Source organism: Alloalcanivorax marinus, assembly GCF_016906305.1.
Classification (GTDB): Bacteria; Pseudomonadota; Gammaproteobacteria; order Pseudomonadales; family Alcanivoracaceae; genus Alloalcanivorax; species Alloalcanivorax marinus.
On the sequence record NZ_JADDOL010000035.1, the window covers coordinates 1 to 24,492 of the forward strand.

Here is a 24,492-nt window from a genome sequence, read left to right on the forward strand (position 1 = left end):
TACTCGCGGCGTTCCCGGAAGGGCGTCGCGCCCTGAGCCGCGCCCCGGCTGGAGCGAGACTCCCCGCCAAAGCGCGATGAACTCAAAAAAAGCCGTCAATCGTCGAGTTCTTCTGCACGGCAAACCGTGAGTTTCCATGTTTATAATGCCCAATGAAAAGCCTCCCGCTTTTGATGGTTCTGATAACGCTGGCGTACTGCAGCCCCACGCCAGCCGACGACGACCCGGCCACCGTGCTGGTGGTGCGCCATCGCTGGCACACGGGCATTGCCCTGCCCGCCGAGCGGTTGAGCCCGTCGCTGGCGTTCTTGCGCGCTTATTACGCCGAGCCGGCCTGGTACGAGATCGGCTGGGGGGACGATGACTTCTACCGTCACACCGACAACGCCTGGAACCTGACCAAGGCCCTGTTCTGGCCCACCGGCACGGTGCTGCATGTGGTCGGCCTGGAGCGGCACCCGGCCCGGGAGCCCCATACCGACATCCAGGCGGTGTGCCTGCCGGCGTCGGCGTTGCGCCGCCTGCAGGCCACCATCGCCGCCGATTTCCGGCTCGGCGAAGACGGCCGGCCCGTGGACGACGATCCCGGGCTGTACGGCGACAGCCGCTTTTTCCCGGCCCGGGGCACCTTCTGGTTCGGCCATACCTGCAACACCTGGACCGCCCGGCGGCTGGCGTTGGCGGGAGTGGCGGTCGGCGACCGCACGCTCACCGCCGACGGCGTCATCGATCAGTTGCGGGTCGCCGGCACCGGCGCCTGCCCGGAATAACCCCGGCGCCGTTCCGGTTTGCGCCCGGGGGCGCACCGGGGCATCCTTGGCGCCCCAATCGAGACAGCCAATCAGTGGAGAGAGTGCATGCGCAGTGTTTGTGTGTATTGCGGGTCCAGCCCCGGGCGCCGGGCGGTCTATGCCGAGGCCGCCCGGGCGCTGGCCGGGGAGATGGTTAAACGGGATCTGGGGCTGGTCTATGGCGGCGCCAGCGTGGGCATCATGGGCGTGGTGGCGGACGCGGTGCTGGACGCCGGCGGGCGCGCCACCGGGGTGATTCCCGAAGCCCTGCGCGATAAGGAAATCGCCCACCCCGGGCTCACCGAGCTGCACGTCACCGCCTCCATGCACGAACGTAAAACCCGCATGGCGTCCCTGGCCGACGGCTTTATCGCCATGCCCGGCGGCGTCGGCACCCTGGAGGAACTGTTCGAGATCTGGACCTGGGGGCAGCTGGGCTGGCACGAGAATCCCTGCGCGCTGCTCAATGTGGACGGCTACTACGACGGCCTGACTGCCTTCCTGGATCACGCCACCGGGGAAGCGTTTCTGCGCCCGGCCCACCGGGACATGCTGATCGTGGAATCGGACCCGGCGCGGCTGCTGGACCGCATGGCGGACTACCAGAAACCGGAGGCCAAGACCTGGGTCAGGAAAGCGGATTTGTAATCCGTGCGTAGGAGCGGTGGTCCCACCGCGATGGCCCGGCGGGAACGGCCAGTGATCGCGGTCGAACAACCGCTCCTAGGGTGAACGCGTCAGTCCTTGTCGTTTTTTCCGCGCGCGTGATCCAACAAATCGTTCACGTACTCCTGCTCTTCGTGGAGATCGTCGGCCTCGTCCCGGGCCGCCGGCAGCACCTGGTTGAGGAACACCGCCACCAGGCCGCACAGGCTGATGCCCTGCAGGGTGAATTCGCCGTTGCCCACCACCATGCCGCCGATACCTAAGATCAGCGTCACCGCCACGATCACCAGATTGCGTTGCTGGTGCAGGTCCACCCGGGCCTTGATCAGGGTATTCATGCCGACGCTGGCGATGGAGCCGAACATCAGGATCAGGATGCCGCCCATCACCGGCGTGGGGATGCTCTGCAGCAGCTGACCGAATTTGCCGATAAAGGCCAGGGCGATGGCGAAGATCGCGGTCCAGGTCATCACCACCGGGTTGAACACCTTGGTCAGCATCACCGCGCCGGTGACCTCGGAATAGGTGGTGTTGGGCGGGCCGCCGAACAGCGCCGCCGCCATGCTGGCGATGCCGTCGCCGGTGAGGGTGCGGTGCAGCCCCGGCTTCTTGATGTAGTCCTTGCCGGTGACGTTGCTGATCGCCAGCACGTCGCCCACGTGCTCGATGGCCGGCGCCAGCGCCACCGGGATCATGAACAGGATCGCCGGCAGGTGGAAGCTGGGGGTCACGAAGGCCGGCACCGCCAGCCAGCCGGCCTGCTCCACGGTGGTGAAATCCACCATGCCCAGCAGCAGCGCCGCCAGATAACCGGCGAGCACGCCGCAGAGGATCGGCAGCAGCCGGAACAGGCCGTGGGCCAGGGTCGCCACCAGGGCGGTGGTGGCCAGGGCCACGCAGGACACCAGCAGAGCCTCGCCATAGGGGAACAGACGCTCGGCGCCGTTGCCGGTCAGGCCCATGGCGAAGTTCACCGCGGTGGGCGCCAGACTCAGGCCGATCACCATGATGATCGGGCCGGTGACCACCGGCGGCATCAGCCGGTGCAGAAAGCCGGGGCCTCGCCATTTCACCAGGGCGCCCAGCAGCACGTAGACCAGCGCCGTGCACATCAGCGCGCCCATGGTGGCGGCCACGCCCCATTGGTCGATGCCGTGGCTGATCGGCGCCACGAACACGAACGACGAGGCCAGGAACACCGGCACCGAGCGGCCGGTGATCCATTGAAACAGCAGGGTGCCGAGGCCGGCGGTGAACAGCGCCACGCTCGGGTCCAGGCCGGTGAGCAACGGCATCAGCACCATGGCGCCGAACGCCACGAACAGCATCTGCGCGCCGATCAGGATGATCTTCCAGTTCCAGAATCCCGGTGAATCGTTCATTGCCCGCTCCCCCCGTTGGTTGGGCTGTGCGCTTACTTGGTGCCGAAGATCTTGTCGCCGGCGTCGCCCAGGCCGGGCACGATGTAGCCGTCTTCATTAAGCCCCTGGTCGATGCTGGCGGTGTAGATGGTCACGTCCGGGTGCTCCTGCTCCACCCGACGCACGCCTTCCGGGGCGGCCACCAGCACCAATGCGCGGATTTGCTTACAGCCGGCTTTCTTGAGCATCTCGATGGTGGCCAGCATGGAGCCGCCGGTGGCCAGCATCGGGTCCACCACCAGCGCCAGCCGCTCGTTCAGGCCGTGGGCCAGCTTCTCGAAGTAGGCCACCGGCTGCAGGGTTTCCTCGTTGCGGTAAACCCCCACCACGCTGACCCGGGCGCTGGGAATCAGCTCCAGCACGCCGTCCAGCATGCCGATGCCGGCCCGCAGGATCGGCACCACGGTGACCTTCTTGCCCTTGATGCGCTGGGCCGGCGCCGGGCCCGCCCAGGTCTGCACCTGGTAGTCTTCCAGCGCCAGATCGCTGGTCGCCTCGTAGGTCAGCAGCGCCGCCAGCTCGGCGGTGACCTGCCGGAAACTGCGGGTGCTCAGGCTCTGCTGGCGCAGGATACCCAGCTTGTGTTTGACCAGGGGATGGGTGATTTCATGGACGGGCATGGGCGGCGACTCCTCGGCGGCGCGGTTCACGTACACATCAAAGCCGGGATTGTACCGGCCCGGCGCCGTCTTCTCACGGGTCCCTGCCACTTTCGTGCCAGCCGGCGGTCGCCGATTAGCCACGCGGGCCGCGCCATTGCTATAATCCGCGCCCATTCAACGGGGCACCGCCGCGGTCCCCTGCCCGCTGACCCATACGCTGAAGGACAGACCATGGATTTTGCAAAGGTACCCGCCGGAAAAGACGTTCCCGAAGACATCTACGTGGCCATCGAGATTCCGGCCAACGCCGATCCCATCAAGTATGAGATCGACAAGGACAGCAACGCCATTTTCGTGGACCGGTTCATGGCTACCCCCATGTTCTACCCGGCCAACTACGGCTACATCCCCAACACCCTGTCCGAGGACGGCGATCCGCTGGACGTGCTGGTGGTGACTCCGTACCCGGTGGTGCCCGGTTCCGTGATTCGCTGCCGCCCGGTGGGCATCCTCAATATGACCGACGAGGCCGGTAAGGACGCCAAGCTGGTGGCGGTGCCCCACACCAAGCTGAGCAAGCTGTACGACCACGTTCAGGAAGTCACCGATCTGCCCGAGCTGCTGCTGGCCCAGATCAAGCACTTCTTCGAGAACTACAAGGATCTGGAAGCCGGCAAATGGGTTCAGGTGGACGGCTGGGACAACGCCGAGGCCGCCAAGAAAGAGATCCTCAAGTCCGTGGAAGCCTACGAAAAACAGTAAACGCCACCGTCGCGCGGATGTTCCGCCGACCGTCGGAGAAAGGCCGGGCCCCGCCCGGCCTTTTTCGTTTTGCGTCCACGGTCTTGACCCAGGGCAATTCTTTTTGCCGGTGATCGGGGCACCCTGTCCCCATCGCAATCAGCACCACTTTCAGCATCAAACAGGGGACAGCACCATGGCATTCTCACGGCACCTTCTGGGTAAAGCAGTCACGCTGGCAATGGCCGGCTCCATTCTGGCCATGGCCGGCGCGGCCCAGGCCCACGAAGCCGGCGCCTTCATCGTGCGCGCGGGCGCGGCCACCGTGGATCCGCGCGAGGACAGCGGCGATCTGAAGTTCAACGGCGTGGCGGCCGCCGGCACCGGCGCCACTCTGGACAGCAACACCCAGCTGGGCCTGACCTTCAGCTACATGCTCTCCGACCGGCTCGGCGTGGAACTGGTGGGCGCCACTCCGTTCGAGCACGAAGTGGGCGTCAAGGGTCTGGGCGCCGGCCTGGACGGCAAGCTGGCGGACATCAAACACCTGCCGCCCACGGTGCTGCTGCAGTACTACCCCATGGACCCGTCTTCCGCCGTGCAGCCCTACGTGGGCGCCGGCATCAACTACACCACCTTCTTCGAGGAAGACCTGACCGACACCCGCAAGGCCCAGGGTTTCAGCGATCTGGAACTGGATGATTCCTGGGGCCTGGCCCTGGAGGCCGGTGTCGACTACATGCTCACCGACAAGTTGCTGGTGAACGCTTCGGTCTGGTACATGGACATCGAAACCGACGCCACCGTGAAGGGCCCCACCGCCCTGAGCATCAGCGAAACCAAGGTGAACGTGGACGTGGATCCCTGGGTGTACATGGTGGGTCTGGGCTACAAGTTCTGATCACCGGCACCGCCGCACCGGACAAGGCGCCAGCGCCTTGTCCGGTCATTATTGACCGAGCATTACCCATCCCCACGCCGCCAGCCCCCACAGCGTACTCAGCCACAGCAGACCGCCGAACCCGATCCATACCGCATTCGCCCAGGTAATACGACTGTTGGCGACACCGGCTTCGTCGCCGAGCGTGGCGTTGATGCGTTTCTGACAACGCCGCAGAGCCCACCACACCGGCAGCAGCACCACCAGCCTCCCAGCCAGAGCAACAGACCCGCCAGGCTCGGCTGGTCGATCAAATTGTTGCCCACGGTGGAAAACAGAGTGCCCAGCATGTACACCACCGCCAGCGCCGATGGCCGAAAAGTGCCGGGCACGCCCGCCGCCCGCGCCTCCCTGGCGATGTGATGAAATAAGGACGGCGCGAAGAAAATACTGAATAGCGCGCGCAGTACCGGCAAGCCGCCGCCGCCCCGCGCCTCGCGGTACAGGGCCCAGTTTTTATATTGCCAATAGAGGTCGTAGATCCCCATGGTGCTCCAGAATAGCAGCGAGAATTTCGCCGGCGAGACCAGATAAAAGGGCGCGGAGGAAGAAGGCGAGGCTGGCGTGATTTCCGCGCTCGGAGCCTGGTACGGGTCGACCTGGTCGTGGCTGTTGTTCATGACATCCCCCTTGTGATTTTTCTGATTAGAAATGATTTCGCTTATTAATACGACACGCGTCCAGCGACTTTACCCTCGTCTTTTTTTCTTTTAAGAGAGCATTAAGATTGCGGGCGCCGAATGGGACTCTCAGAACCGGGAGTCCGCCCATGACGCCAGCCGTTTTCGACCCAGTTTGCCTGCGCCGCCCCCTGATGCTTCAGGGGGTGCCGCTGGAAGCCCGTCTTTGCCGCCCCGGCGAGCCCGGCTACCACGACGCCGCCGCCTTCGCGCGCCGGCGGTATCGTGCCAGCTACGGCGCCCGCCCGCGCATTACCGCCCCCACCCTGATGGCACTCAACGACCCGTTCGGCCAGCCCCGGGCGGTGGCCGCCCTGACCCCCGCGGCCGGCCGCCGGCTGTTTCTGGAGCAATACCTGGATACACCGCTGGAAGAGGCGGTGTCGGCCCTGGCCGGCACCCCGGTGGCCCGCCACCGCCTGCTGGAGGTGGCCAGCCTGGCCGCCGACGGCTCCGGCGCCGGGCGCCTGCTGTTCATCGCCCTGACCGCCCTGCTGCCCAGCCTGGGCGTGGACTGGATCGCCTTCACCGCCACCGTGCAGGTGCGCAATATGTTCGCGCGCCTGGGACTGGCGCCGGTGTGCCTGGCGCCGGCGGACCCGGCCCGGCTGCGCGGCGATGCCGGCCGCTGGGGCGACTACTACCGGCACGATCCCCGGGTGATGGCCGGTTATGTGCCGCCCGGCCATCATGTGCTCAGCCGCGCCGGCTGGCTGCATCCGGCCCCGGGCTACGGCGATCCGGAGGTGCGTCATGACGTGGTTGCTTGATCGCCTTGCCGGGCACGCCCGCCGCCAGCCCGGGGCCGTGGCCCTGGAAACCGCCGACGGCGAAATCACCTATGCCGCCCTGCATCTGCGCGTGGCCCGCCAGGCGGAGCGCTTCCGGGAAGCCGGCGTGCGCCGCCTGGCGCTGGCCGGCGGCAACGGGCCGGCCTGGGTGGTGGCCGACCTGGCGGCCCGCCGGCTGGATCTGCCGGTGGTGCCGGTGCCGCCGTTCTTCAGCGACGCGCAGCGGCGCCACCTGATCCACGAGGCACGCCTGGACCATCTGTATCAGGCCGACCAGGATCGCCTGGCGGCCACCGGCGTGGCGCCCACCTCGGAAGCGGGCGGGCCGGCCAAGATCACCTTTACCTCCGGCAGCACCGGCACCCCGAAAGGGGTGTGCCTGAGCGACGACCATTTGCGGCGCACCGTCACCGCCCTGGCCGAGGCCCTGGCGCCCCATGCCGGCCAGCGCCACCTGTGCGTGCTGCCGCTGGCCACGCTGCTGGAAAACGTGGCGGGGGTGTATGTGCCGCTGTGGCTCGGCGCCCGGGTGATCCTGCCGGACCTGGCCACCCTGGGCTTCACCGGCAGCTCCCGGCTGGACCCGGCGGCGTTCGCCGGCGCCCTGGCGCGCTGGCGACCGCACAGCGTGATCCTGGTGCCGGAGCTGCTGCGCGTGCTGATGATGATGGCCGCCCGGGGCACGCCGCCGCCGGCGTCCCTGCGCTTTATCGCGGTGGGCGGTGGCAAGGTGGACCCGGGGCTGCTGACCGGCGCCCGGGGCCTGGGCCTGCCAGTCTATGAAGGCTACGGCCTGTCGGAATGCGGCTCGGTGGTGGCGCTCAATGTGCCCGGCGCCGACCGCCCCGGCAGTGTTGGCCGGGTGCTGCCCCATGCCCGGGTGCGGGTGGATGAGCACGGCGAGATCCATGTGCGCGACGCGGTGATGAACGGTTATCTCGGCCAGGCCGCCGGCGACGAATGGCCCACCGGCGACCTGGGCCGCCTGGACGCGGACGGTTTTCTGTACGTGCACGGGCGTCGCAAGAATCTGCTGATCACCGCCTTTGGCCGCAACGTCAGCCCGGAATGGGTGGAGACCGCCTTCCAGGTCTGCCCGGCGGTGCACACCCTGGTGGTGCAGGGCGACGGCGAACCCGCCCTGCGCGCGGTGGTGGTGCCGGTGCCCGGCGCCGACCGCGAGTCGCTGCTGAGCCAGATCGCGGCGGTCAATGCCGGGCTGCCGGACTACGCCCGGGTCACCCGCATCGCCGTGGCCGACACCCCCTTCACCGTGGACAACGGGCTGGCCACCGCCAACGGGCGGCCGCGCCGCGACGCCATCGAGGCGCGCTATCCCGAATCCCTGTTTATCCCCCTTTCCGAACCGGAACCCGAGGTACCCCATGTTTCATGACATCCTGCAACGTCAGACCGAGGACGCCCGCGCCCATCTGCTGCACGCGCCGGTGCTGGCGGCCATCCCCGAAGGCCGCTTCAACCTGGAGAGCTATAGCTACTTCCTCAGCCAGGCCTATCACCACGTAAAGCACACGGTGCCGTTGATGATGGCCTGCGGCGCGCGCCTGCCGGCACGGCTGGAGTGGATGCGCGAGGCGCTGGTGGAATACATCCGCGACGAGTACGGCCACCAGGAATGGATTCTCAATGACCTGGAGGCCCTGGGCGCGGACGTGGACGCGGTGCGCCATGGCCAGCCGGACCTGCCCATCGAAATGATGGTGGCCTGGCTGTACGACGCCATCGCCCGTGGCAACCCGGTGTCGTTCTTCGGCATGGTGCACGTGCTGGAAGGCACCAGCATCGCCCTGGCCACGCCGCTCGGCGAGCAGGTGCAGAAAACCCTGGCTCTGCCCAAGCAGGCGTTCAGCTACCTGTACTCCCACGGCGCCCTGGACCAGGACCACTATCAATTCTTCACCGGCCTGATCAATCGCATCGAGGCCGATGACGACCGCCAGGCGGTGATCCATGCCAGCCGCGTGATCTACCGGCTGTACGGCGACATGCTGCACGCGGTGCCGGTGGCCGGCGGCGCGGGTCAGCGGCGGGGAGGTGCCCATGAGCGGGTCGCCTGAACGTTGCTGGCTGCTGCTCGGCGCCAGCGGCGGCATCGGCAAGGAAGTCCTGCGCGGCCTGCTGGACCGGGGCGACCGGGTGCTGGTGGCGTCCCGGCGCGGCGTCTCGCCCATTCAGCATGAACGGGCGGTGCCGGTGCGCCTGGACCTGAGCGCGCCGGACCTGGGCGCCCGGGTGGTCGACCTGATCGCCGAGCAGGGCCTGCCCGACGGACTGATCCACTGCGCCGGCATCAACCACTTCGTGGCCGCCGAAGGCAACGACGACGCCGGCCTGGCGGAAACCCTGGACGTCAACCTGCGCAGCGCCCTGGTGCTGACCCGCGAGCTGTTGCCCGGCCTGCGCCGCCGCGACCGGGGCACGCTGCTGTTCGTCGGCTCCACCTTCGGCAGCATCGGCTACCCGGGCTACACCGCCTACTGCGCCAGCAAGTTCGGCCTGCGCGGTTTCACCGAAGCGCTGCGCCGGGAACTGGCGGACACCCCTATCCGGGTGCGCTACGTGGCCCCCCGGGCCACCCGCACCGCCATGAACGGCCACCGGGTGGAGGCCATGAACCGAACCCTGGGCAACCGCATGGACGCCCCGGAAGCGGTGGCCCGGCGGCTGTTGCGCGCCCTCGATGGCCGCCCCGCCAACACCTTTCTGGGCTGGCCGGAAAAGCTGTTCGTTCGTCTCAACGCTCTGCTGCCGCGCCTGGTGGACAAGGCCCTGCGCAAGCAACTGCCCGTGATTCAGCGCTTTCTCAAACAAGGAGCTTCATCGTGAAAAACGTTCTTCGTTCCGTATTGCCCGGCCTGCTGGCGGTGATTCTGCTGGCGCTGCCCTGGGCGGCCCACGCCGACGCCTTCGACGACGAGCTGCTGGCGATCCAGACCCGCTGGGCGGAAATCCAGTACCAGACCGCCGAGAAAGAAAAAGCCGATGCCTTCGAAATCCTGCGCGACCGCAGCCAGCGGTTCGCCGCCGCCCACCCGGAGCGTCCGGAGGCGAAAATCTGGGACGGCATCGTGCTCAGCACCTGGGCCGGCGCCAAGGGCGGCCTGGGCGCCCTGTCTCTGGTGAAACAGGCGCGCCAGGATTTCGAGCAGGCCATCGCCGTGGACGAACGCAGCCTGGACGGTTCCGCGCTTACCTCCCTGGGCAGCCTCTACTACCAGGTACCCGGCTGGCCGATCGGCTTCGGCGATGACGACAAGGCCCGCGAGCTGCTGACCCGCGCCCTGGAAATCAATCCGGACGGCATCGACAGCAATTATTTCTACGCGGACTTTCTGCTCGACCAGGGCGACCAGGACGGCGCCCGCCGTTACTTCACCAAGGCCCTGCAGGCCCCGCCGCGCCCTCAGCGGCCGCTGGCCGACCAGGGCCGCCGCCAGGAAATCCAGGGCAAGCTGAAAGCGCTGGCGTCCTGAGCGACGCCGGCGCCCTTAGCGGGGGCCGGCGTCGTCCTGATGCTTCAAGCGATCGATCACCAGCCGGAAGGCGGAACTGATGTTGCGCCTTCCGGAGTAGCACAGATAATAGCCATCGAACGGCGGACACCAGTCCGCCAGCACCCGGCGCAACGTGCCGGCTTCCACATCCTCGATGACCTCCGGCTCGGTGACGAAGGCGATGCCGTGGCCGGCCTTGGCCGCTTCCACGCAGATGTCGCTTTCGCTGAACACAAAAGGCCCGGCCACCTTTTTCTGCAGCGCTTCGCCGTTCTTCTCAAACTCCCAATCGTAGATCGGCGCGCTGGCGTGAAACCGCAGCCCCAGGCAAGCGTGATGATCCAGATCCTCCGGATGCTCCGGCACGCCGTGGCGCTGAAAATAGCCGGGCGTGGCCACCGCCGCCATGCGGATCGGCGGGCTCACCTTCACCGCCACCATGTCCGGGCTGATGAACTCGCGGAGCCGGATGCCGGCGTCGAAACGGTCCTCGGCAAGATCGGTCAGGCGGCTCTCCAGGTTCAGCTCGATCTGGATCTCCGGGTAATCGCGGATGATGGCGGACAGCTTCGGCCACAGCACGCTGCGCAGCACCGGTTTACTGGCGGCGATCCGCACCAGCCCCTTCGGCGCGTCACCCAGCAAACGCAGTTCCTCGACCCTGGAACGGATCATGCCGAGCCCCGGTCGCAGGGCGGCGAGCAGCTTCTCGCCGGCGTCCGTGGTCGACACCCGCCGCGAGGTCCGGTTCAGCAGTTTGATGCCCACCTGGGCTTCCAGCCGCCGCATGGCGTGGCTGACGGCGGACTGCGACAGATCCAGATGCGCCGCCGCCCGGGTAAAACTTTTCTCTTCCGCGACCACCATGAACAGGGCCAGGTCGCTCAATTCCTCACGCATCCCAATGGTCTCCCTCGCCGGGCACGCCGGCCGCGTTCGGCGACGCATTAATGAGTCAGCAAGAACAATAACTCCGTTTTTTCGGAATTTTACCCGGTAAAGCCCACCTCATCCATGCACTGCTTTCATGATTGCAATGAGCACGGACCGGTTGTTGAGGACACGCACGGACCTTATCTTTTGCTCATGATGTCGACCAATCCGGAGCAACTCGATGAGAGCAATCAAGACCGCGATCTGGGCCATGGCACTGGCCGCCTCCACCACCGCCGTCGCCGACCCGGCCGGGCAGACCCTCACCGCCGCCGGCAGCCAGGCGTCCATGGCCGGCCCCGAACAATTCTTCACCGGTGACGTCCGGGTCGACCCGCTGTTTCCCGGCACCGACGCCATCAACGCCTCCGGCGCCTACGTCACCTTCGAACCCGGCGCCCGCTCCGCCTGGCACACCCACCCCAAGGGCCAGCACATCGTGGTCACCCAGGGCGTCGGCTTGACCCAGGAATGGGGCAAACCGATCCGCCGCATCAAACCCGGCGACGTGGTGTGGTGCCCGCCCGGCGTAAAACATTGGCACGGCGCCGCCGCCGAGACCGCCATGACCCACCTGGTGGTGACCGGCCAGGACGCGGACGGCGAGAACGTGAACTGGATGGAAAAGGTCACCGACAGCCAGTACGCGGGGCGCCCCAATGACTCTTAAACCGTTTCTGGCCGCCGCTCTGTTGGCGTTGTTGGCGCCGATCCCGGGCCAGGCCCTTTCATCCACACCCGCCAAGGAGGCCACCATGAATCAGGAGCAAACTCTCACGCAGCGCCAGCAGGCCCTCATCCCGGTGGCGTCCTTCGCCGCCGCCGGCGATCTGGATGCCCTGGACGGCGCGCTACGCGATGCACTCAACGCGGGCATGACCGTCAACGACGGCAAGGAGGTGCTGGTCCAGCTCTATGCCTATGCCGGCTTCCCCCGCAGCCTGAACGCGCTGGGCACCTTCATGAAGGTGGTCGAGGACCGCAAGGCTCGGGGCATCGAGGACGCCCCTGGCAACACGCCGTCCAGCCCCGTTCCGAAAGGGGATGAACTGCTCGCCACGGGGACCGCCAACCAGACCGAGCTGGCCGGCCAACCGGTGAAGGGCCCCCTGTTCGAGTTCGCGCCGGCGGCGGACGAATACCTGAAAACGCACCTGTTCGGCGACATTTTTGCCCGCGACAACCTGAGCTGGCGGGACCGGGAACTGGCCACCGTGGCCATGCTGGCGTCTCTGCGGGGCGCCGAATCCCAACTGCGGGCACACATGGGCATGGCCATGAACACCGGTGTTGGCGAACAACAGCTGCGGCAACTGGCCGAGGTGCTGGCCGAGCGCGTGGACCCGGCCAGCGCGGAGCGCGCCCGCCAGGCCCTGAACACACACCTGAATCAGTAACCCTCTGAACCCATAGCGAACCGTCCCTAGAGAGAGCCAAATCATGATTAAAGACAAAGTCATCGTCATCACCGGCGCCTCCTCCGGCATCGGCGAAGCCAGCGCCAAACTGCTGGCGGAAAAAGGCGCCAAGGTAGTGCTCGGCGCCCGCCGGGAGGAAAGCCTCGAACGCATCGCCGACGAGATCAAACAGGCCGGTGGCCAGGCCGCCTATCAGGCGCTTGACGTGGTGCGCCCGGAAGACAACGAGCGCATCGTGCAACTGGCCAAGGACACCTTCGGCGGTGTCGACGCCATCTTCCTCAATGCGGGCCTGATGCCCACCTCACCGGTGTCGGCCATGAAGACCGACGAATGGCACCGCATGGTGGACGTGAACATCAAAGGGGTGCTCAACGGCGTGGCCGCGGTGATGCCCACCTTCACCGAGCAGAAATCCGGACACGTGCTGGCGGTGTCCTCCGTGGCCGGCCTGAAAAACTATCCCGGCGCCTCCGTCTACGGCGGCACCAAATGGTTCGTACGCAACTTCATGGAAGTGCTGCGCATGGAGTCGGCCATGGAAGAGACCAACATTCGCACCGCCACCCTGTACCCGGCGGCGATCAATACCGAGCTGCTCAGCACCATCACCGACGCGCAGGCCCGCGAACAAATGAAAGGCCTGTATCAGCAGTACGGTATTGCTCCGGAGCGGGTCGCCGAGGTGGTGGCCTTCGCCCTGGATCTGCCGGACGATACCACCGTCAATGAGTTCACCGTGGGCCCGGCCAACCAACCCTGGTAACCCCACGGGCAACCCTTAAAAGCGTTCAGGAGAACAGCCATGATTCTCAACAGAAACGGTTCCCGCGAGTCGGTGGCCGGCCCGGCGGAATGCTTCACCGGCCGCGTGCGCATCGATCCGATTCACGGCGAGGCGCGGGAGCCTTCCCGCCTCACCTCCGCCCAGGTCACCTTTGAGCCCGGGGCGCGCACCAACTGGCACACCCATCCGCTGGGTCAGTTGTTGATCGTGACCTCCGGCAAGGGCTGGACCCAGTGTGAAGGCGAAGAACGGGTGGAAGTGGGCGCCGGCGATACCATCTGGTGCCCGCCCGGCCACAAGCACTGGCACGGCGCCACCAGCAGCACCGCCATGAGCCACATCGCCGTGCAGGAGATGCTGGACGGCCGCAACGTGGACTGGCTGGAGCCGGTCACCGACGACCAGTACCTCGGCGGCTGATCGCCACCGTCAGGCCTCGCCGGGGCCCTCCCCGCCCCGGTAGGCCTTGGGCGTGCGACCGCTCCAGCGCTTGAAGGCGCGGGAGAAGTTGGCCACGTCGTTGTAGCCGAGCGCATAGGCCACTTCGCTGATGCGCAAGGTGCCGTCGCCCAGCAGCTTGCGGGCGCGGCGGTAGCGGGCTTCGTCCTGGAGCCGGCGATAGGTGAGGCCGGCCTGCTGCAGGTGCCGCTTCAGAGTACGGGGCGACACCGCCAGCCGTTCGGCCATGTCGGCCAGGTCCGGCGGCGCGCTGTCCCCATCGCGCAGGGCGGCGCGCACCCGCTCCGGCAGCGGCCCTTCCTGGTTGGCGCGCCAGCGCCGGAACTCCAGTTCACACTGCTCCCGGGCCAGGGCTTCCGCCTGCGGGTCCGCCAGCCGTGGCCGCGCGGTCAGCAGCGCGGCGGACAGGATCAGCGCATCGCGGGGCTGGTCGTAGCGCACCGGCACCGGCAACGCCCGTCGCAGGGCTTCCGCGTGGGCCGGCGGCGGTCCCTGAAAATGCACCTCGGCGCCGTCCGGCGACGCTTCCATCAACTGCTCGAGCATATAGACGAAGCCGATCACCATGGCTTCGATCACGAAGCTGCGTACCGGGCCGGGACCGAAATCGGTGCGAAAACTCAACGCCTGCCGCTGCCGCTCCAGGGGTTCGCGCTCCACCACCAGAAAGGGGGCGCGCAGGCCCAGGTAGCGGCGCGCCGCTTCCAGGCCATCATCGATGGTGGGGCTGGAGAGGGCCAGCAGGCCCACCGGACCATGCAAGGTAATGCGCATGGCCCGGGCATAGCGGAACCCCAGACCGGCGTCGCCGACCAGGGCCAGGCCGATCTCGGCGGCCAGGTTGGCGCGCTCCATGGGCAGCCGGAATTCCGGGTCCAGCAGCTGCTCCCGGCCGGTGTCCAGCCGGCGCAGCAGCGGCGCCGGGTCATGGCCCAGCTCGCGCAGCACGTCACACAGCAGCACCACATAGATACCCGGTATGCCGGGGGTGAACCAGGCACGGCCCGAAGTCACCACAGGTTGGCCCTCCACAACAAGACCGCAAAGGCCGACTGGACCATAGTTGTGAGCATCAATCAATGACACCCGTAACCGGAGTCACCGATGAGCTTACTGTCCCGTTCACGCCGCGCGGCGGCGCGGCTGCCGATCCGCCCCCGGCGGATGAACTTCAAATTCCAGGGGTTCGAGCAAAGCCGCTACTGGTTCGACAACGATCCGGTGCTGACCCACTTCATGAATGTGCTGTCGGTGACCTTCCCGGACGGCGAGCGCTTTTTCGTGGACGCGGTGCGCGCCTTCCGTGACCGGGTGGACGACCCGCAGCGGCAGAAGGACATCTCCGGCTTTATCGGCCAGGAGGCCATGCACTCCCTGGAACACAAAGCCTTCAACGATCTGGTGGCCGGCCACGGTCCCGGCTACGACGCCCTGGTGAACGAGGCCCTGGGCGTGGCGCAGCGGCTGCTGGCCGGCGCCCGCAAACATCTGAGCGCCGAGCGCCAGTTGGCGGCCACCGCCGGCCTGGAACACATCACCGCGATCCTCGCCGACACCATTCTGCGGCGCGCCGACATGGTGGAAAAAATGGACCCGTCGGTGCGGCCCCTGTGGGTGTGGCACGCCATTGAGGAAACCGAGCACAAGGCGGTGGCCTTCGACCTCTACCAGGACGTGGACGGCGACTACTGGCGCCGGCAACGGGCGTTCTTTTACGGCACCGCCTACCTGGCGGTGTTCAGCACCTACTTCACCTGGCGTTTTCTCAAGGAGGACGGCACGCACCGCCGCCCGCTGACGGTGGCCAAGGGGCTGTGGAAGATGTTCGGCTACAAAGGCGTGGTCAGCCAGGCGATCCCGGCCTGGTTCCAGTACCTGCGGCCGGGCTTCCACCCCTGGCAGGACGACAATACCCACCTGCTGGAAAAGTGGCGCGCCACCCTGCCGGAACCGGCGGTGTCCGCCGCCGCCTGATCCCCGCTCTCCCTGCCCGGCGCCGGGGCGGGGCTCCGCCGCGCCGGCAAGTTCCGTTACACTCTGCCTCGCACAGCACGCGAGGCAGACTATGACATCCGACCGCAAGGACCGCCTGTTCACGGAACAGGACCGGGCGATCGCCGACTTCGACTTCGGCGAACGCACCGCCGAGGTGTTCGACGACATGCTCGATCGCAGCATTCCCCAGTACCGGGAACTGCAACGCATGATCGGCGAACTGGCGGCGCAGTTCGCCACCGCCGGCTCCCGGGTCTACGACCTGGGCTGCTCCACCGGCATCACCCTCAACAGTCTGCACCGGGCGGTGGACCCGGCGGCGGAATTGGTCGGGGTGGACTATTCCGAGGCCATGCTGGACAAGGCCCGCGCCAACCTGGCGGGGCTGCCGGCGGGCCGCCTGCGGCTGTGCGCCGGCGACCTCAACGACGGCGTGGCCATCGACAACGCCTCGGTGGTGGTGCTCAATCTCACTCTGCAGTTCGTACGGCCGATCAATCGCGAGGGGTTGCTGCGCACTCTGGTGGAAGGGCTGCGCCCGGGCGGCGCGCTGATTCTGGTGGAGAAGGTGCTGGGCAGCGATGCGCTGCTGAACCGGCAGTGGATCAAGCTCTATTACGACATGAAAAAGCGCAACGGCTATTCGGAGACGGAGATCGCCCGCAAGCGGGAGGCGCTGGAAAACGTGCTGATCCCGTATCGGCCGGACGAGAACCTGCGCATGCTGTCCAGGGCCGGCCTGGACAGCGTGGACATGTTCTTCAAGTGGTACAACTTCGCCGGCTTCATCGGGGTAAAGGGCGGGGTGAAGGGGTAAACCGCTTCGCGGTTTACCCCTCCTGCAGGAGTTTTCTCAGGTCCACCAGGGCGGCATTGGCGCGGGACAGGTAGTTGGCCATCACCAGGGAATGGTTGGCGAACAGGCCGAAGCCGGACCCGTTCAGAATCACCGGGCTCCACAGGGTCTGCTGGGTGGCTTCCAGTTCGCGCACCATCTGCCGGAAGCTGACGGTGGCGTTCTTGCGCCGCAGCACGTCGGCGAAATCCACCTCCACGGCGCGCATCAACTGCGCCAGGGCCCAGGACGCGCCGCGCGCCTCGTAGAAGACGTTGTCGATTTCCATCCACGGGGTCTGCACGTAGGTCTCGCGCTCGTCGAGCTGCCCCACCGGCGTGTCCTCATCGGTGTTCAGCTGGCTGCGGCCCACGCTCTGGCTAAGGCTCAGACTCAGCGAACCGAGCCGGTTCTGCACTTCGTTGAGCCAGTAATTCAGGTTGTCCGCGCGGGTGTAGAAATGGGCGCTGCCGTCATCCCGGCGCAGTGCTTCCAGGTAGTTTTGCAGGGCCCGGATGCCGCGCCGGTATTCGTTCTCCGTGGCCGGCATGGCCCAGCTTTCCGAATCGAAGTTGAACTGCGGTTCGGCCACCGCCAGGAAACGGTCCTCCTGGCTCTGCGACTGGGAGCGGCTCATGTCGCGGCGCATCACCCGGGTCACGTCGCGCAGCTGCACCAGCACGCCGTATTCCCAGCTGGGCATATTGTCCAGCCACAGCCGGTGGGGCAGCATGTCGTTGCTCAGGTAGCCGCCGGGCTTGTCCAGCAGGGTGCTGGCCACATGGATCACTTCGCGGGTCACGGTTTCGCCGGGCACCGCGCCGTCGGCCCGGCTCACCGGCTGCAGGTCCGGCTCCAGGCTCCAGTACCAGCCCAGCAGCGCGTCCACCAGCAGCAGAATCAACAGCAGGCCCAGCAGCCCCTTCCAGATACGGTTGTTCCTCGGGTCGAGCAGCCGGTCGCCGACTTTCTGTCCGAATTTATCTTCCTTCATGGGCCCTTCCCCGTTGCCATCGCCGCCGTTTCCTGGCGGTCATTTCATCGCCAACACTATACCCCTCGCCGGCCGGCGCCGCGCGGCGCTGTCCACCTCGACCGCACGGCGGCGCCGTCAACCCCGTGGCAGTGTCATCACCGCCGCCGCCGGGCGGTCCTCGTCGCGCAGCCGGAAACGAAGCGCCCCACCATAGATGCTGAGGATGCGATCGACAATGGACAGTCCCAGGCCGGCACCGGGCACATCCTGACGGCCACGGCTGAAACGCCCCGTGAAGCGGCGCTGTTGCTCGGCGGTGAGCCCGGGGCCGCCGTCGCTGACCTCCACCCGGGCCTGGCCCTCGGCCTCGGCGATGCGCACGCCCACGGCGGCGCCTTCCGGGGAATAGCGGCAGGCGTTGTCGAGCAGATTACGGATCAGCATGTCGGCCACTTCGGCGGGCATCGCCACCCACAGGTGCGGCGGCCCCTCCAGCGCCACGGTCTGGCGGCGCTGTTCGGCCAGCGGGGCGATCAGGGTGATGCAGTCCCGGGCCACCGCCACCAGGTCGCAGCGGTCGCCGGCGGCGGCGCGCTGCGGGTCCAGCCGCGACAGCTGCATCAGTTGCTCCACGGTGCGGCCGGCCCGATCCACCGCGCGGCTCAACTGGGCCAGCGACGCCGCCACCTCCTGGGGATCGTCGAGCTGGGCCGCGTTGTCCGCGTGCAGGCGCAGCGCCATCAGCAGGGTGCGCAGTTCGTGGGCGGCGTCGGCGGTGAAGCGCTTTTCCCGCTCCAGGGTGTCCACCAGCCGCGCCAGCAGCGTATTGATGGCCTCGGTGAGCGGCGCCAGCTCCCGCACCGGGCGGTGCCGCAGCGGCGTCAGATTGTTGGCGTCCCGCACCGACACCGAGCGCGCCAGCCGGGTCAGCGGTCGCAGGCCCCAGCGCACCGCCAGCCACACCAGCAGCAGGATCACCGGCACGCTCAGCACATAGGGCGCCAGCACCGTGACGGCGGTGTTGGTGACCAGCGAGCGGCGCGCCCGATCGCTCTCCGCCACCACCACCCAGCGCCGCCCGGACAGCGGCAGGGCATAGGCGTGCCAGCCACCGACTTCCCGGTAGCGGCCGCCGAGCCCCGGGTCGGTGAGCGGCAGCAGCGGTTCCCGGGGGGCACCGTCGCTGCCCATCACCAGCTCGCCGTCGCGCCACAGCTGATAGACGAAATAGCGCTGATAACGCTGCTCGGAGGGTTCCAGCCTGGCCACCCGGGGGTCCGGCGCGTCGTCGTCCCAGAACGACGCCAGCAAGCGGGTGCTCTGCACCAGCTCCGCGTCGTACTGCTCGTCCAGTTCGTGATAAAGCGTATGGTAGGTGCCCCAACCCAGCAGCACCCCACCGCCCAGGATCACCGAGACCAGGGCGGTCATCAGAAAACGTCGGATCGAGAACATCAACGGCCCTCGGGCGGCGCCAGGATGTAGCCCACCCCGCGCACGGTCTTGATCAGGTCGCCGCCCAGTTTGCGGCGCAGATGATGAATGTGCACTTCCAGGGCGTTGCTCTCCACTTCCTCGCTCCACCCGTACAGGGCCTGCTCCAGGTGATCGCGGGTCAGCACCCGGCCGGCGCTGCGCGCCAGCTCCACCAGCAGTGCCATTTCCCGGCGCGGCAGACGCACCGGCTCGCCGTCCCGGGTCACCGTCATGGCGTCCGGATCGATCTCCAGATCCTCCACCCGCAGCAGCGCCCGCGCCGGTTCCACGCCCCGGCGCAGGCGGGCCCGCAGCCGGGCGCGCAGCTCGTCCACGGAAAACGGCTTGATCAGATAGTCGTCGGCGCCGGCGTCCAGGCCATGAATACGGTCGTCCAGCCGGTCCCGGGCGCTGATCACGATCACCGGCACCGGGTGGCGCCGGCGGCGCAGGGCGCGCAGCACTTCCAGCCCGTCCATGCCGGGCAGCCCCAGGTCCAGCAGCACGGCGTCGAAGCGGCCGTCCTCCACCGCCGCCTGGGCCAGATCACCCCGGGCCACGTGGTCCACCGCATAGCCGTCATGGCGCAGCGCCCGGACCAGGCCGTCCGCCAGCATTTCGTCGTCTTCCACCAGCAGAATCCGCATCGGCCTCCTCTCTCCCGCTCTCTCCGACTCTCCCCGGCACCATCCTTTACCGGCACCCGATCACTATAGAAGTCCCGCCGGCTTTTGCACCACCCACGGGTTGCGGGGACAATAGGCCGTTGGGGCTTAACGGATTCTTAAAGCCGGGGCGGCAGGCTGCCCGGAACCTCCCGCGCGGGGAGGCATCCAATAGCGCAAACCGGTGGGAGAAAGGAATGACGTTATTCAAGGGGGGGCGGGCGCGCCGCTGGCCCGGGATCGTGCTGACGGCGCTGCTCGGGCTGCTGATCATGGCCGGACCGGCCGGGGCCCTGTCCCTGAGCGACGGCGGGCTGTCCGGATTCGGCGACGATGGCGATGCGCTGCCGTCCGTGGACGAGGCCATCCAGGTGGTCACCGACGCGGACTGGGACCGCCAGCGGTTGCTGGTCAGCTTCATGCTCTACGACCACGTCTACCTGTACCGGCACAAGCTGGACTTCACCCTGCGTGACGCCAACGGCAATCTTCTGGCCGATTTCGACGACCTGGCCCTGCCCCCGGCGGAGGACAAGACCGACGAGATCTACGGCGACACCCAGGTCTATTACGGCCAGCTGGACGTGACCCTGCCCCTGGACAGCGTGCCCCTTGCGGACACCGAACTGGAAGTGAAATACCAGGGCTGCATCGAGGACCGGCTGTGCTACCCGCCGGAGATCCGCACCTTTGCCTTCAGCGCGCCCACCCCGGGTGGCAACGGTGGCGTCACGGCCTCCGCCGCCGCGGCCCCGCCGCCCGTGGCGGCCGGCGAAGAGGACGGTTTTTTCGCCACCCTGTTTTCCGAGGACGCCAACGCCTTCAATCAATGGATGAACGGGCGCGGCCTGGGTCTGATCGTGGCCCTGTTCTTCGCTGGCGGCATCCTGCTCGCCTTCACCCCCTGCGTGTTTCCCATGGTGCCGATTCTGTCCGGCATCATCGCCGGGCGGGGCACCGCCCGCGGCGGCGCCGCCGGGGCCCGCCGCGGCTTCGTGCTGAGCGTCGCCTATGTGCTTGGCGTGGCCGTGCCCTACACGCTGGCGGGCCTGCTGGTGGCGGTGTTCGGGGCCGGCCTCAATCTGCAGTTTCTGCTGCAGCAGCCGGCGGCGATCCTTACCAGCGTGGTGATTTTCGTGCTGCTGGCCCTGTCCATGTTCGGCCTCTATGAACTGCAACTGCCCGCCGCCCTGCGCGACCGCCTCAACCGGGCCGGCCCGGACGGCGGCGGGGGCGTGCCCGGCGCGGTGCTGCTGGGGGTGATTTCCGCCCTGGTGGTGTCCCCCTGCGTGACGCCGATCCTGGCCGGCGCCCTGCTCTACGTGGCCGGCACCGGCGACGCCCTCACCGGCGCGGCCTCCCTGTTCGCCCTGGCCCTGGGCATGGGCGTGCCACTGATCATCTTCGGCACCGGCGGTGGCCATCTGTTGCCCCGCGCCGGGGTGTGGATGGAAGAGATCAAGCGTTTCTTCGGCGTGGTGATGCTGGGCGTGGCCATCTGGCTGCTGGACCGCATCGTCGGCGACACCCTGACCCTGGCCCTGTATGGCCTGCTGATGCTGGTCTATGGCGTGCTGCTCGGTGCCCTGGAGCCGGTGGCCGAGGGCGGCAGCCGGCTGAAGCGCGCCCTGGCCCTGGTGCTGGCCCTGTACGGCGCGCTGATGCTGATCGGCGCCGCCGCCGGCGGCGACGACCCCTGGCAGCCGCTGGCGCCGCTCACCGCGCCGGCCGCCGTGGCCACCGCCCCGGCCAGCGGCGAGGCGGCGGGCGGCCCGGCGCGGCCCGCCGCCGACGGCGAGCACGGGCCCTGGGTGAGCCTGGCCGGCCATGGCCCCCTGCGCGACGCCCTGGCCGCCTCCGCCGACGCGGACCGGCCGGTGCTGGTGGATTTCTTCGCCGAGTGGTGCGTGGCCTGCAAGGTCATGGAAGACACCACCCTGGCCGACCCGCGGGTGCTGGACGCCATGGCGGACTTCGACCTGTACCGGGTGGACATCACCGAGATCAACGACGAGAACCAGAAGATCATGGCGGATTACAACATCTTCGGCCTGCCCAGCTTCGTGTTCTTCGACCGCGACGGCCGCGAGGTGCCGGACGCCCGGGTGCTCGGTGAAATGGACTCGGAGCGCTTCCTGAAGCACCTGAACAACAAGATCCTGCCCGCCACCGGCTCCCACTTGTAACCAATGGTGTAAAGTCCTTTATTTCCGCAAGCGGATACCCTTAGACTGCCAGCGTTGATGGAAAAAGCCGGACAAACCGGTATTTCGTCACACGTTCAATGCAGATGACCGCACTTTCAGGGGTAGACGTCTTGGCTAGCATCCTCGTACTCCACGGGCCCAATCTGAACCTTCTGGGTCAGCGCGAGCCCGACAAGTACGGCCACACCACGCTGGCGGCCATCGACCGTGACCTGCAACAGCGGGCCACCGCGGCGGGCCACCGGCTGGAGCATCTGCAGAGCAACGCCGAATATCAGCTGATCGAGCGCATCCACGCGGCGCGCACCGACGGCACCGATTTCATCCTCTTCAATCCGGCGGCGTTCACGCACACCAGCGTGGCCCTGCGCGACGCTCTGCTGGCGGTGGCGCTGCCGTTCATTGAAGTGCATTTGTCGAACGTGCACGCCCGCGAGCCGTTCCGGCAGCATTCGTATTTCTCCGACATCGCCGAGGGCGTGATTTGTGGTTTGGGCGCCGCCGGGTATCAACTGGCGCTGACCGCCGCCCTGGAACATCTGGATCAGGCACAGGACTGAGCATGGACATCCGTAAAATCAAGAAACTGATCGAACTGCTGGAAGAATCCGGCATCGAGGAACTGGAAATCCAGGAGGGCGAGGAATCCGTCCGCATCAGCCGTGGTGGCCGCCATTCCGGCGCGCCGGCGCCGCAGTACGCGCCGTATCCGCAGTACGCCGCCCCGGCACCGGCGCCGGCCCCCGCGCCCGCCGCCGACAGCGCCCCGGCGCCCCGTGACGACACCCCCAGCGGCCACCTGGTGCGCTCGCCCATGGTCGGCACCTTCTACCGCTCGCCGTCCCCCGGCGCCGCCACCTTCGTGGAAGTGGGCCAGAAAGTGCAGGCCGGCGACGTGCTGTGCATCGTCGAGGCAATGAAAATGATGAACCAGATCGAGGCGGACAAGTCCGGCACCATCGACGCCATCCTGGTGGAGGACGGCGAGCCGGTGGAGTTCGACCAGCCCCTGTTCTCCATCGTCTAACGGGGGTTTCCCATGCTGGAAAAGGTTCTGATTGCCAACCGTGGCGAAATCGCCCTGCGCATCCTGCGGGCCTGCAAGGAGCTGGGCATCCGCACCGTGGCGGTGTACTCCAAGGCCGACCGTGACCTGATGCACGTGCGGCTCGCCGACGAGGCGGTGTGCATCGGCCCGGCGCCGTCCACCGACTCCTACCTGAACATCCCGGCCATCATCAGCGCCGCCGAGGTCACCGACGCGGACGCCATCCACCCGGGCTACGGCTTCCTGGCCGAGAACGCGGACTTCGCGGAAAGCGTGGAGCGCTCCGGCTTCATCTTTATCGGTCCCCGCGCCGACACCATCCGCCTGATGGGCAACAAGGTATCCGCCATCGAGGCCATGAAGGCCGCCGGCGTGCCCACGGTGCCCGGCTCCAACGGCCCGGTGGGCGACGACGAGGACGCCACCCTGATGATGGCCGAGGAAATCGGCTACCCGGTGATCATCAAGGCCGCCGCCGGCGGCGGCGGACGCGGCATGCGCGTGGTGGAAGACCGCCAGCAACTGCTCAACGCGGTGACCCTGACCCGCTCCGAGGCCAAGAACGCCTTCGGCGACAGCACCGTGTACATGGAGAAGTTCCTGCAGAAGCCGCGCCACGTGGAAATCCAGGTGCTCTCCGACGGCGCCGGCCACGCCATCCACCTGGGGGACCGGGACTGCTCCCTGCAGCGCCGGCACCAGAAGGTGGTGGAAGAGGCCCCGGCACCGGGCATCCCCGCCCACCTGAAGGAAGAAGTGGCCCAGCGCTGCGTCAACGCCTGCAAGGAAATCAACTACCGGGGCGCCGGCACCTTCGAATTCCTCTACGAAAACGAAGGCTTCTACTTCATCGAGATGAACACCCGCGTGCAGGTGGAACACCCGGTCACGGAAATGATCACCGGCGTGGACATCGTCAAGGAACAGCTGCGCATCGCCGGCGGCGAGGGCCTGACCATCAAGCAGGAAGACGTGACCTTCCAGGGCCACGCCATCGAGGTCCGCGTCAACGCCGAGGACCCGGTCAGCTTCGTGCCCAGCCCCGGCAAGATCACCTACTTCCACGCCCCCGGCGGCAACGGCGTGCGCGTCGACTCCCACGTCTACGGCGGCTACACGGTACCGCCCTTCTACGACTCCCTGATCGGCAAACTGATCACCTGGGGCGAGAACCGGGACGTGGCCTTCGAACGCATGCGCATCGCCCTCGAAGAAATCGTGGTGGAAGGCATCAAAACCAACGTGGCCCTGCACCGCGACAAAATCTTCCGCGACCCGGCCTTCAAGGAAGGCGGCGTGGACATCCACCACCTGGAAAAGAAACTGGGCAACCACTGACCCGAACGGCCGGCGCGGACCACCGCCCGGCCTTTCCCCACCACCGCCCCGGCATCGCGGCTAAAGCCGCTCCTACAACACCCAACACCCCCACCACTCTCCACAGGAAGCGGCGTGCCGCCCGGCACGGAGGCGGGAACGGTTTCCCCCGGCCCGGACCGTTGGAGGCAGGGATGCCGGAAACGAGCTACAGGGACGTACTTGCCGC

At 67.4% G+C, this 24,492-nt stretch carries 27 protein-coding genes; 19 read left to right on the forward strand and 8 right to left on the reverse strand.

Annotated elements, in window-relative coordinates:
* Positions 1 to 173 precede the first annotated feature (173 nt).
* Both IM760_RS17800 and IM760_RS17805 read left to right on the forward strand, forming a co-directional pair.
* Positions 174 to 770 (forward strand): DUF2459 domain-containing protein, encoded by a 597-nt coding sequence (locus tag IM760_RS17800; protein WP_204431578.1) that lies wholly within the window; start codon positions 174 to 176, stop codon positions 768 to 770.
* A gap of 87 nt (positions 771 to 857) precedes the next feature.
* The gene (locus IM760_RS17805; protein WP_204431579.1) at positions 858 to 1,439 is read left to right on the forward strand and encodes an LOG family protein; all 582 of its coding nucleotides are present in this window, start codon (positions 858 to 860) and stop codon (positions 1,437 to 1,439) included.
* An 89-nt stretch (positions 1,440 to 1,528) separates the two neighbouring features.
* Here IM760_RS17805 and IM760_RS17810 read toward each other — a convergent pair whose 3' ends face one another.
* Entirely contained in the window at positions 1,529 to 2,839 is a 1,311-nt protein-coding gene (locus IM760_RS17810; RefSeq protein ID WP_204431580.1) for a uracil-xanthine permease family protein, read from the reverse strand.
* Positions 2,840 to 2,871: 32 nt separating this feature from the next.
* Positions 2,872 to 3,498, reverse strand: coding sequence for a uracil phosphoribosyltransferase (gene upp / locus IM760_RS17815; RefSeq protein ID WP_204431581.1), 627 nt, complete (start codon positions 3,496 to 3,498; stop codon positions 2,872 to 2,874).
* Positions 3,499 to 3,711: 213 nt separating this feature from the next.
* Here upp and ppa point away from each other — a divergent pair, with 213 nt between their 5' ends.
* On the forward strand, positions 3,712 to 4,242 hold the full coding sequence (gene ppa / locus IM760_RS17820) for an inorganic diphosphatase (protein ID WP_204431582.1): 531 nt from the start codon (positions 3,712 to 3,714) through the stop codon (positions 4,240 to 4,242).
* 175 nt (positions 4,243 to 4,417) lie between these two features.
* Positions 4,418 to 5,122, forward strand: a complete 705-nt coding sequence (locus tag IM760_RS17825; protein WP_275579327.1) for an OmpW/AlkL family protein — start codon at positions 4,418 to 4,420, stop codon at positions 5,120 to 5,122.
* Positions 5,123 to 5,220: 98 nt separating this feature from the next.
* On the opposite strand, the gene IM760_RS17830 is transcribed toward IM760_RS17825, so the two are convergent.
* Complete coding sequence (locus IM760_RS17830; RefSeq protein WP_204431583.1) at positions 5,221 to 5,781, reverse strand: hypothetical protein; 561 nt, start codon at positions 5,779 to 5,781, stop codon at positions 5,221 to 5,223.
* 149 nt (positions 5,782 to 5,930) lie between these two features.
* Between IM760_RS17830 and IM760_RS17835 the strand changes: the two genes are divergently transcribed.
* From IM760_RS17835 to IM760_RS17855, 5 genes are read left to right on the forward strand one after another with little or no spacing between them, the layout of a single operon-like run.
* On the forward strand, positions 5,931 to 6,611 hold the full coding sequence (locus IM760_RS17835) for a thermostable hemolysin (protein ID WP_204431584.1): 681 nt from the start codon (positions 5,931 to 5,933) through the stop codon (positions 6,609 to 6,611).
* Positions 6,595 to 8,028 (forward strand): AMP-binding protein, encoded by a 1,434-nt coding sequence (locus IM760_RS17840; RefSeq protein WP_204431585.1) that lies wholly within the window; start codon positions 6,595 to 6,597, stop codon positions 8,026 to 8,028. The genes IM760_RS17835 and IM760_RS17840 overlap by 17 nt, the downstream gene beginning before the upstream one ends.
* Positions 8,018 to 8,710: an iron-containing redox enzyme family protein gene (locus IM760_RS17845; RefSeq protein ID WP_204431586.1), complete on the forward strand. Its 693-nt coding sequence runs from the start codon at positions 8,018 to 8,020 to the stop codon at positions 8,708 to 8,710. Before IM760_RS17840 ends, IM760_RS17845 begins: the two co-directional genes overlap by 11 nt.
* Positions 8,694 to 9,479: an SDR family oxidoreductase gene (locus IM760_RS17850; RefSeq protein WP_204431587.1), complete on the forward strand. Its 786-nt coding sequence runs from the start codon at positions 8,694 to 8,696 to the stop codon at positions 9,477 to 9,479. The genes IM760_RS17845 and IM760_RS17850 overlap by 17 nt, the downstream gene beginning before the upstream one ends.
* Positions 9,476 to 10,126 (forward strand): tetratricopeptide repeat protein, encoded by a 651-nt coding sequence (locus IM760_RS17855; protein WP_204431588.1) that lies wholly within the window; start codon positions 9,476 to 9,478, stop codon positions 10,124 to 10,126. The genes IM760_RS17850 and IM760_RS17855 overlap by 4 nt, the downstream gene beginning before the upstream one ends.
* A gap of 15 nt (positions 10,127 to 10,141) precedes the next feature.
* Here the strand turns inward: IM760_RS17855 and IM760_RS17860 are convergent, their stop codons facing one another.
* Positions 10,142 to 11,047: a LysR family transcriptional regulator gene (locus IM760_RS17860; protein WP_204431589.1), complete on the reverse strand. Its 906-nt coding sequence runs from the start codon at positions 11,045 to 11,047 to the stop codon at positions 10,142 to 10,144.
* 214 nt (positions 11,048 to 11,261) lie between these two features.
* On the opposite strand from IM760_RS17860, the gene IM760_RS17865 reads away from it, so the two are divergent.
* The 4 genes from IM760_RS17865 (at position 11,262) to IM760_RS17880 (ending at position 13,705) form a co-directional block, all read left to right on the forward strand.
* Entirely contained in the window at positions 11,262 to 11,750 is a 489-nt protein-coding gene (locus tag IM760_RS17865; protein ID WP_239549974.1) for a (R)-mandelonitrile lyase, read from the forward strand.
* 85 nt (positions 11,751 to 11,835) lie between these two features.
* Positions 11,836 to 12,477, forward strand: coding sequence for a carboxymuconolactone decarboxylase family protein (locus IM760_RS17870; RefSeq protein ID WP_239549975.1), 642 nt, complete (start codon positions 11,836 to 11,838; stop codon positions 12,475 to 12,477).
* 43 nt (positions 12,478 to 12,520) lie between these two features.
* Positions 12,521 to 13,264 (forward strand): SDR family oxidoreductase, encoded by a 744-nt coding sequence (locus IM760_RS17875; RefSeq protein ID WP_204431591.1) that lies wholly within the window; start codon positions 12,521 to 12,523, stop codon positions 13,262 to 13,264.
* A 39-nt stretch (positions 13,265 to 13,303) separates the two neighbouring features.
* Positions 13,304 to 13,705, forward strand: coding sequence for a (R)-mandelonitrile lyase (locus IM760_RS17880; RefSeq protein WP_204431592.1), 402 nt, complete (start codon positions 13,304 to 13,306; stop codon positions 13,703 to 13,705).
* 9 nt (positions 13,706 to 13,714) lie between these two features.
* On the opposite strand, the gene IM760_RS17885 is transcribed toward IM760_RS17880, so the two are convergent.
* A complete protein-coding gene (locus tag IM760_RS17885; protein ID WP_338021415.1) occupies positions 13,715 to 14,758 on the reverse strand; it encodes an AraC family transcriptional regulator in 1,044 nt (347 codons plus the stop codon).
* 90 nt (positions 14,759 to 14,848) lie between these two features.
* Between IM760_RS17885 and IM760_RS17890 the strand changes: the two genes are divergently transcribed.
* Both IM760_RS17890 and cmoA read left to right on the forward strand, forming a co-directional pair.
* Positions 14,849 to 15,718: a metal-dependent hydrolase gene (locus IM760_RS17890; RefSeq protein ID WP_204431594.1), complete on the forward strand. Its 870-nt coding sequence runs from the start codon at positions 14,849 to 14,851 to the stop codon at positions 15,716 to 15,718.
* 91 nt (positions 15,719 to 15,809) lie between these two features.
* A complete protein-coding gene (gene cmoA, locus IM760_RS17895) occupies positions 15,810 to 16,556 on the forward strand; it encodes a carboxy-S-adenosyl-L-methionine synthase CmoA (RefSeq protein ID WP_204431595.1) in 747 nt (248 codons plus the stop codon).
* A gap of 13 nt (positions 16,557 to 16,569) precedes the next feature.
* Here the strand turns inward: cmoA and IM760_RS17900 are convergent, their stop codons facing one another.
* The 3 genes from IM760_RS17900 to IM760_RS17910 form a co-directional block, all read right to left on the reverse strand.
* The gene (locus IM760_RS17900) at positions 16,570 to 17,568 is read right to left on the reverse strand and encodes a DUF2333 family protein (RefSeq protein WP_204431596.1); all 999 of its coding nucleotides are present in this window, start codon (positions 17,566 to 17,568) and stop codon (positions 16,570 to 16,572) included.
* Between the two features lie 117 nt (positions 17,569 to 17,685).
* On the reverse strand, positions 17,686 to 19,005 hold the full coding sequence (locus IM760_RS17905) for an ATP-binding protein (protein WP_204431597.1): 1,320 nt from the start codon (positions 19,003 to 19,005) through the stop codon (positions 17,686 to 17,688).
* Entirely contained in the window at positions 19,005 to 19,673 is a 669-nt protein-coding gene (locus IM760_RS17910; protein WP_204431598.1) for a response regulator, read from the reverse strand. The genes IM760_RS17905 and IM760_RS17910 overlap by 1 nt, the downstream gene beginning before the upstream one ends.
* Before the next feature lie 215 nt (positions 19,674 to 19,888).
* On the opposite strand from IM760_RS17910, the gene dsbD reads away from it, so the two are divergent.
* The 4 genes from dsbD (at position 19,889) to accC (ending at position 24,284) form a co-directional block, all read left to right on the forward strand.
* Positions 19,889 to 21,877, forward strand: a complete 1,989-nt coding sequence (gene dsbD / locus IM760_RS17915; protein ID WP_239549976.1) for a protein-disulfide reductase DsbD — start codon at positions 19,889 to 19,891, stop codon at positions 21,875 to 21,877.
* A gap of 131 nt (positions 21,878 to 22,008) precedes the next feature.
* Positions 22,009 to 22,458, forward strand: a complete 450-nt coding sequence (aroQ, locus tag IM760_RS17920) for a type II 3-dehydroquinate dehydratase (protein WP_204431599.1) — start codon at positions 22,009 to 22,011, stop codon at positions 22,456 to 22,458.
* Positions 22,459 to 22,460: 2 nt separating this feature from the next.
* Positions 22,461 to 22,925: an acetyl-CoA carboxylase biotin carboxyl carrier protein gene (gene accB, locus IM760_RS17925; protein WP_204431600.1), complete on the forward strand. Its 465-nt coding sequence runs from the start codon at positions 22,461 to 22,463 to the stop codon at positions 22,923 to 22,925.
* Between the two features lie 12 nt (positions 22,926 to 22,937).
* Entirely contained in the window at positions 22,938 to 24,284 is a 1,347-nt protein-coding gene (gene accC, locus IM760_RS17930) for an acetyl-CoA carboxylase biotin carboxylase subunit (protein WP_204431601.1), read from the forward strand.
* Positions 24,285 to 24,492 lie beyond the last annotated feature (208 nt).

Coding starts and splice junctions, on each gene's coding strand:
- IM760_RS17800 (WP_204431578.1), top strand. CDS start 174: ATGGTTCTGATAACGCTGGCGTACTGCAGCCCCACGCCAGCCGACGAC.
- IM760_RS17805 (WP_204431579.1), top strand. CDS start 858: ATGCGCAGTGTTTGTGTGTATTGCGGGTCCAGCCCCGGGCGCCGGGCG.
- IM760_RS17810 (WP_204431580.1), bottom strand. CDS start 2,839: ATGAACGATTCACCGGGATTCTGGAACTGGAAGATCATCCTGATCGGC.
- upp (WP_204431581.1), bottom strand. CDS start 3,498: ATGCCCGTCCATGAAATCACCCATCCCCTGGTCAAACACAAGCTGGGT.
- ppa (WP_204431582.1), top strand. CDS start 3,712: ATGGATTTTGCAAAGGTACCCGCCGGAAAAGACGTTCCCGAAGACATC.
- IM760_RS17825 (WP_275579327.1), top strand. CDS start 4,418: ATGGCATTCTCACGGCACCTTCTGGGTAAAGCAGTCACGCTGGCAATG.
- IM760_RS17830 (WP_204431583.1), bottom strand. CDS start 5,781: ATGAACAACAGCCACGACCAGGTCGACCCGTACCAGGCTCCGAGCGCG.
- IM760_RS17835 (WP_204431584.1), top strand. CDS start 5,931: ATGACGCCAGCCGTTTTCGACCCAGTTTGCCTGCGCCGCCCCCTGATG.
- IM760_RS17840 (WP_204431585.1), top strand. CDS start 6,595: ATGACGTGGTTGCTTGATCGCCTTGCCGGGCACGCCCGCCGCCAGCCC.
- IM760_RS17845 (WP_204431586.1), top strand. CDS start 8,018: ATGTTTCATGACATCCTGCAACGTCAGACCGAGGACGCCCGCGCCCAT.
- IM760_RS17850 (WP_204431587.1), top strand. CDS start 8,694: ATGAGCGGGTCGCCTGAACGTTGCTGGCTGCTGCTCGGCGCCAGCGGC.
- IM760_RS17860 (WP_204431589.1), bottom strand. CDS start 11,047: ATGCGTGAGGAATTGAGCGACCTGGCCCTGTTCATGGTGGTCGCGGAA.
- IM760_RS17865 (WP_239549974.1), top strand. CDS start 11,262: ATGAGAGCAATCAAGACCGCGATCTGGGCCATGGCACTGGCCGCCTCC.
- IM760_RS17870 (WP_239549975.1), top strand. CDS start 11,836: ATGAATCAGGAGCAAACTCTCACGCAGCGCCAGCAGGCCCTCATCCCG.
- IM760_RS17875 (WP_204431591.1), top strand. CDS start 12,521: ATGATTAAAGACAAAGTCATCGTCATCACCGGCGCCTCCTCCGGCATC.
- IM760_RS17880 (WP_204431592.1), top strand. CDS start 13,304: ATGATTCTCAACAGAAACGGTTCCCGCGAGTCGGTGGCCGGCCCGGCG.
- IM760_RS17890 (WP_204431594.1), top strand. CDS start 14,849: ATGAGCTTACTGTCCCGTTCACGCCGCGCGGCGGCGCGGCTGCCGATC.
- cmoA (WP_204431595.1), top strand. CDS start 15,810: ATGACATCCGACCGCAAGGACCGCCTGTTCACGGAACAGGACCGGGCG.
- IM760_RS17900 (WP_204431596.1), bottom strand. CDS start 17,568: ATGAAGGAAGATAAATTCGGACAGAAAGTCGGCGACCGGCTGCTCGAC.
- IM760_RS17905 (WP_204431597.1), bottom strand. CDS start 19,005: ATGTTCTCGATCCGACGTTTTCTGATGACCGCCCTGGTCTCGGTGATC.
- IM760_RS17910 (WP_204431598.1), bottom strand. CDS start 19,673: ATGCGGATTCTGCTGGTGGAAGACGACGAAATGCTGGCGGACGGCCTG.
- dsbD (WP_239549976.1), top strand. CDS start 19,889: ATGACGTTATTCAAGGGGGGGCGGGCGCGCCGCTGGCCCGGGATCGTG.
- accB (WP_204431600.1), top strand. CDS start 22,461: ATGGACATCCGTAAAATCAAGAAACTGATCGAACTGCTGGAAGAATCC.
- accC (WP_204431601.1), top strand. CDS start 22,938: ATGCTGGAAAAGGTTCTGATTGCCAACCGTGGCGAAATCGCCCTGCGC.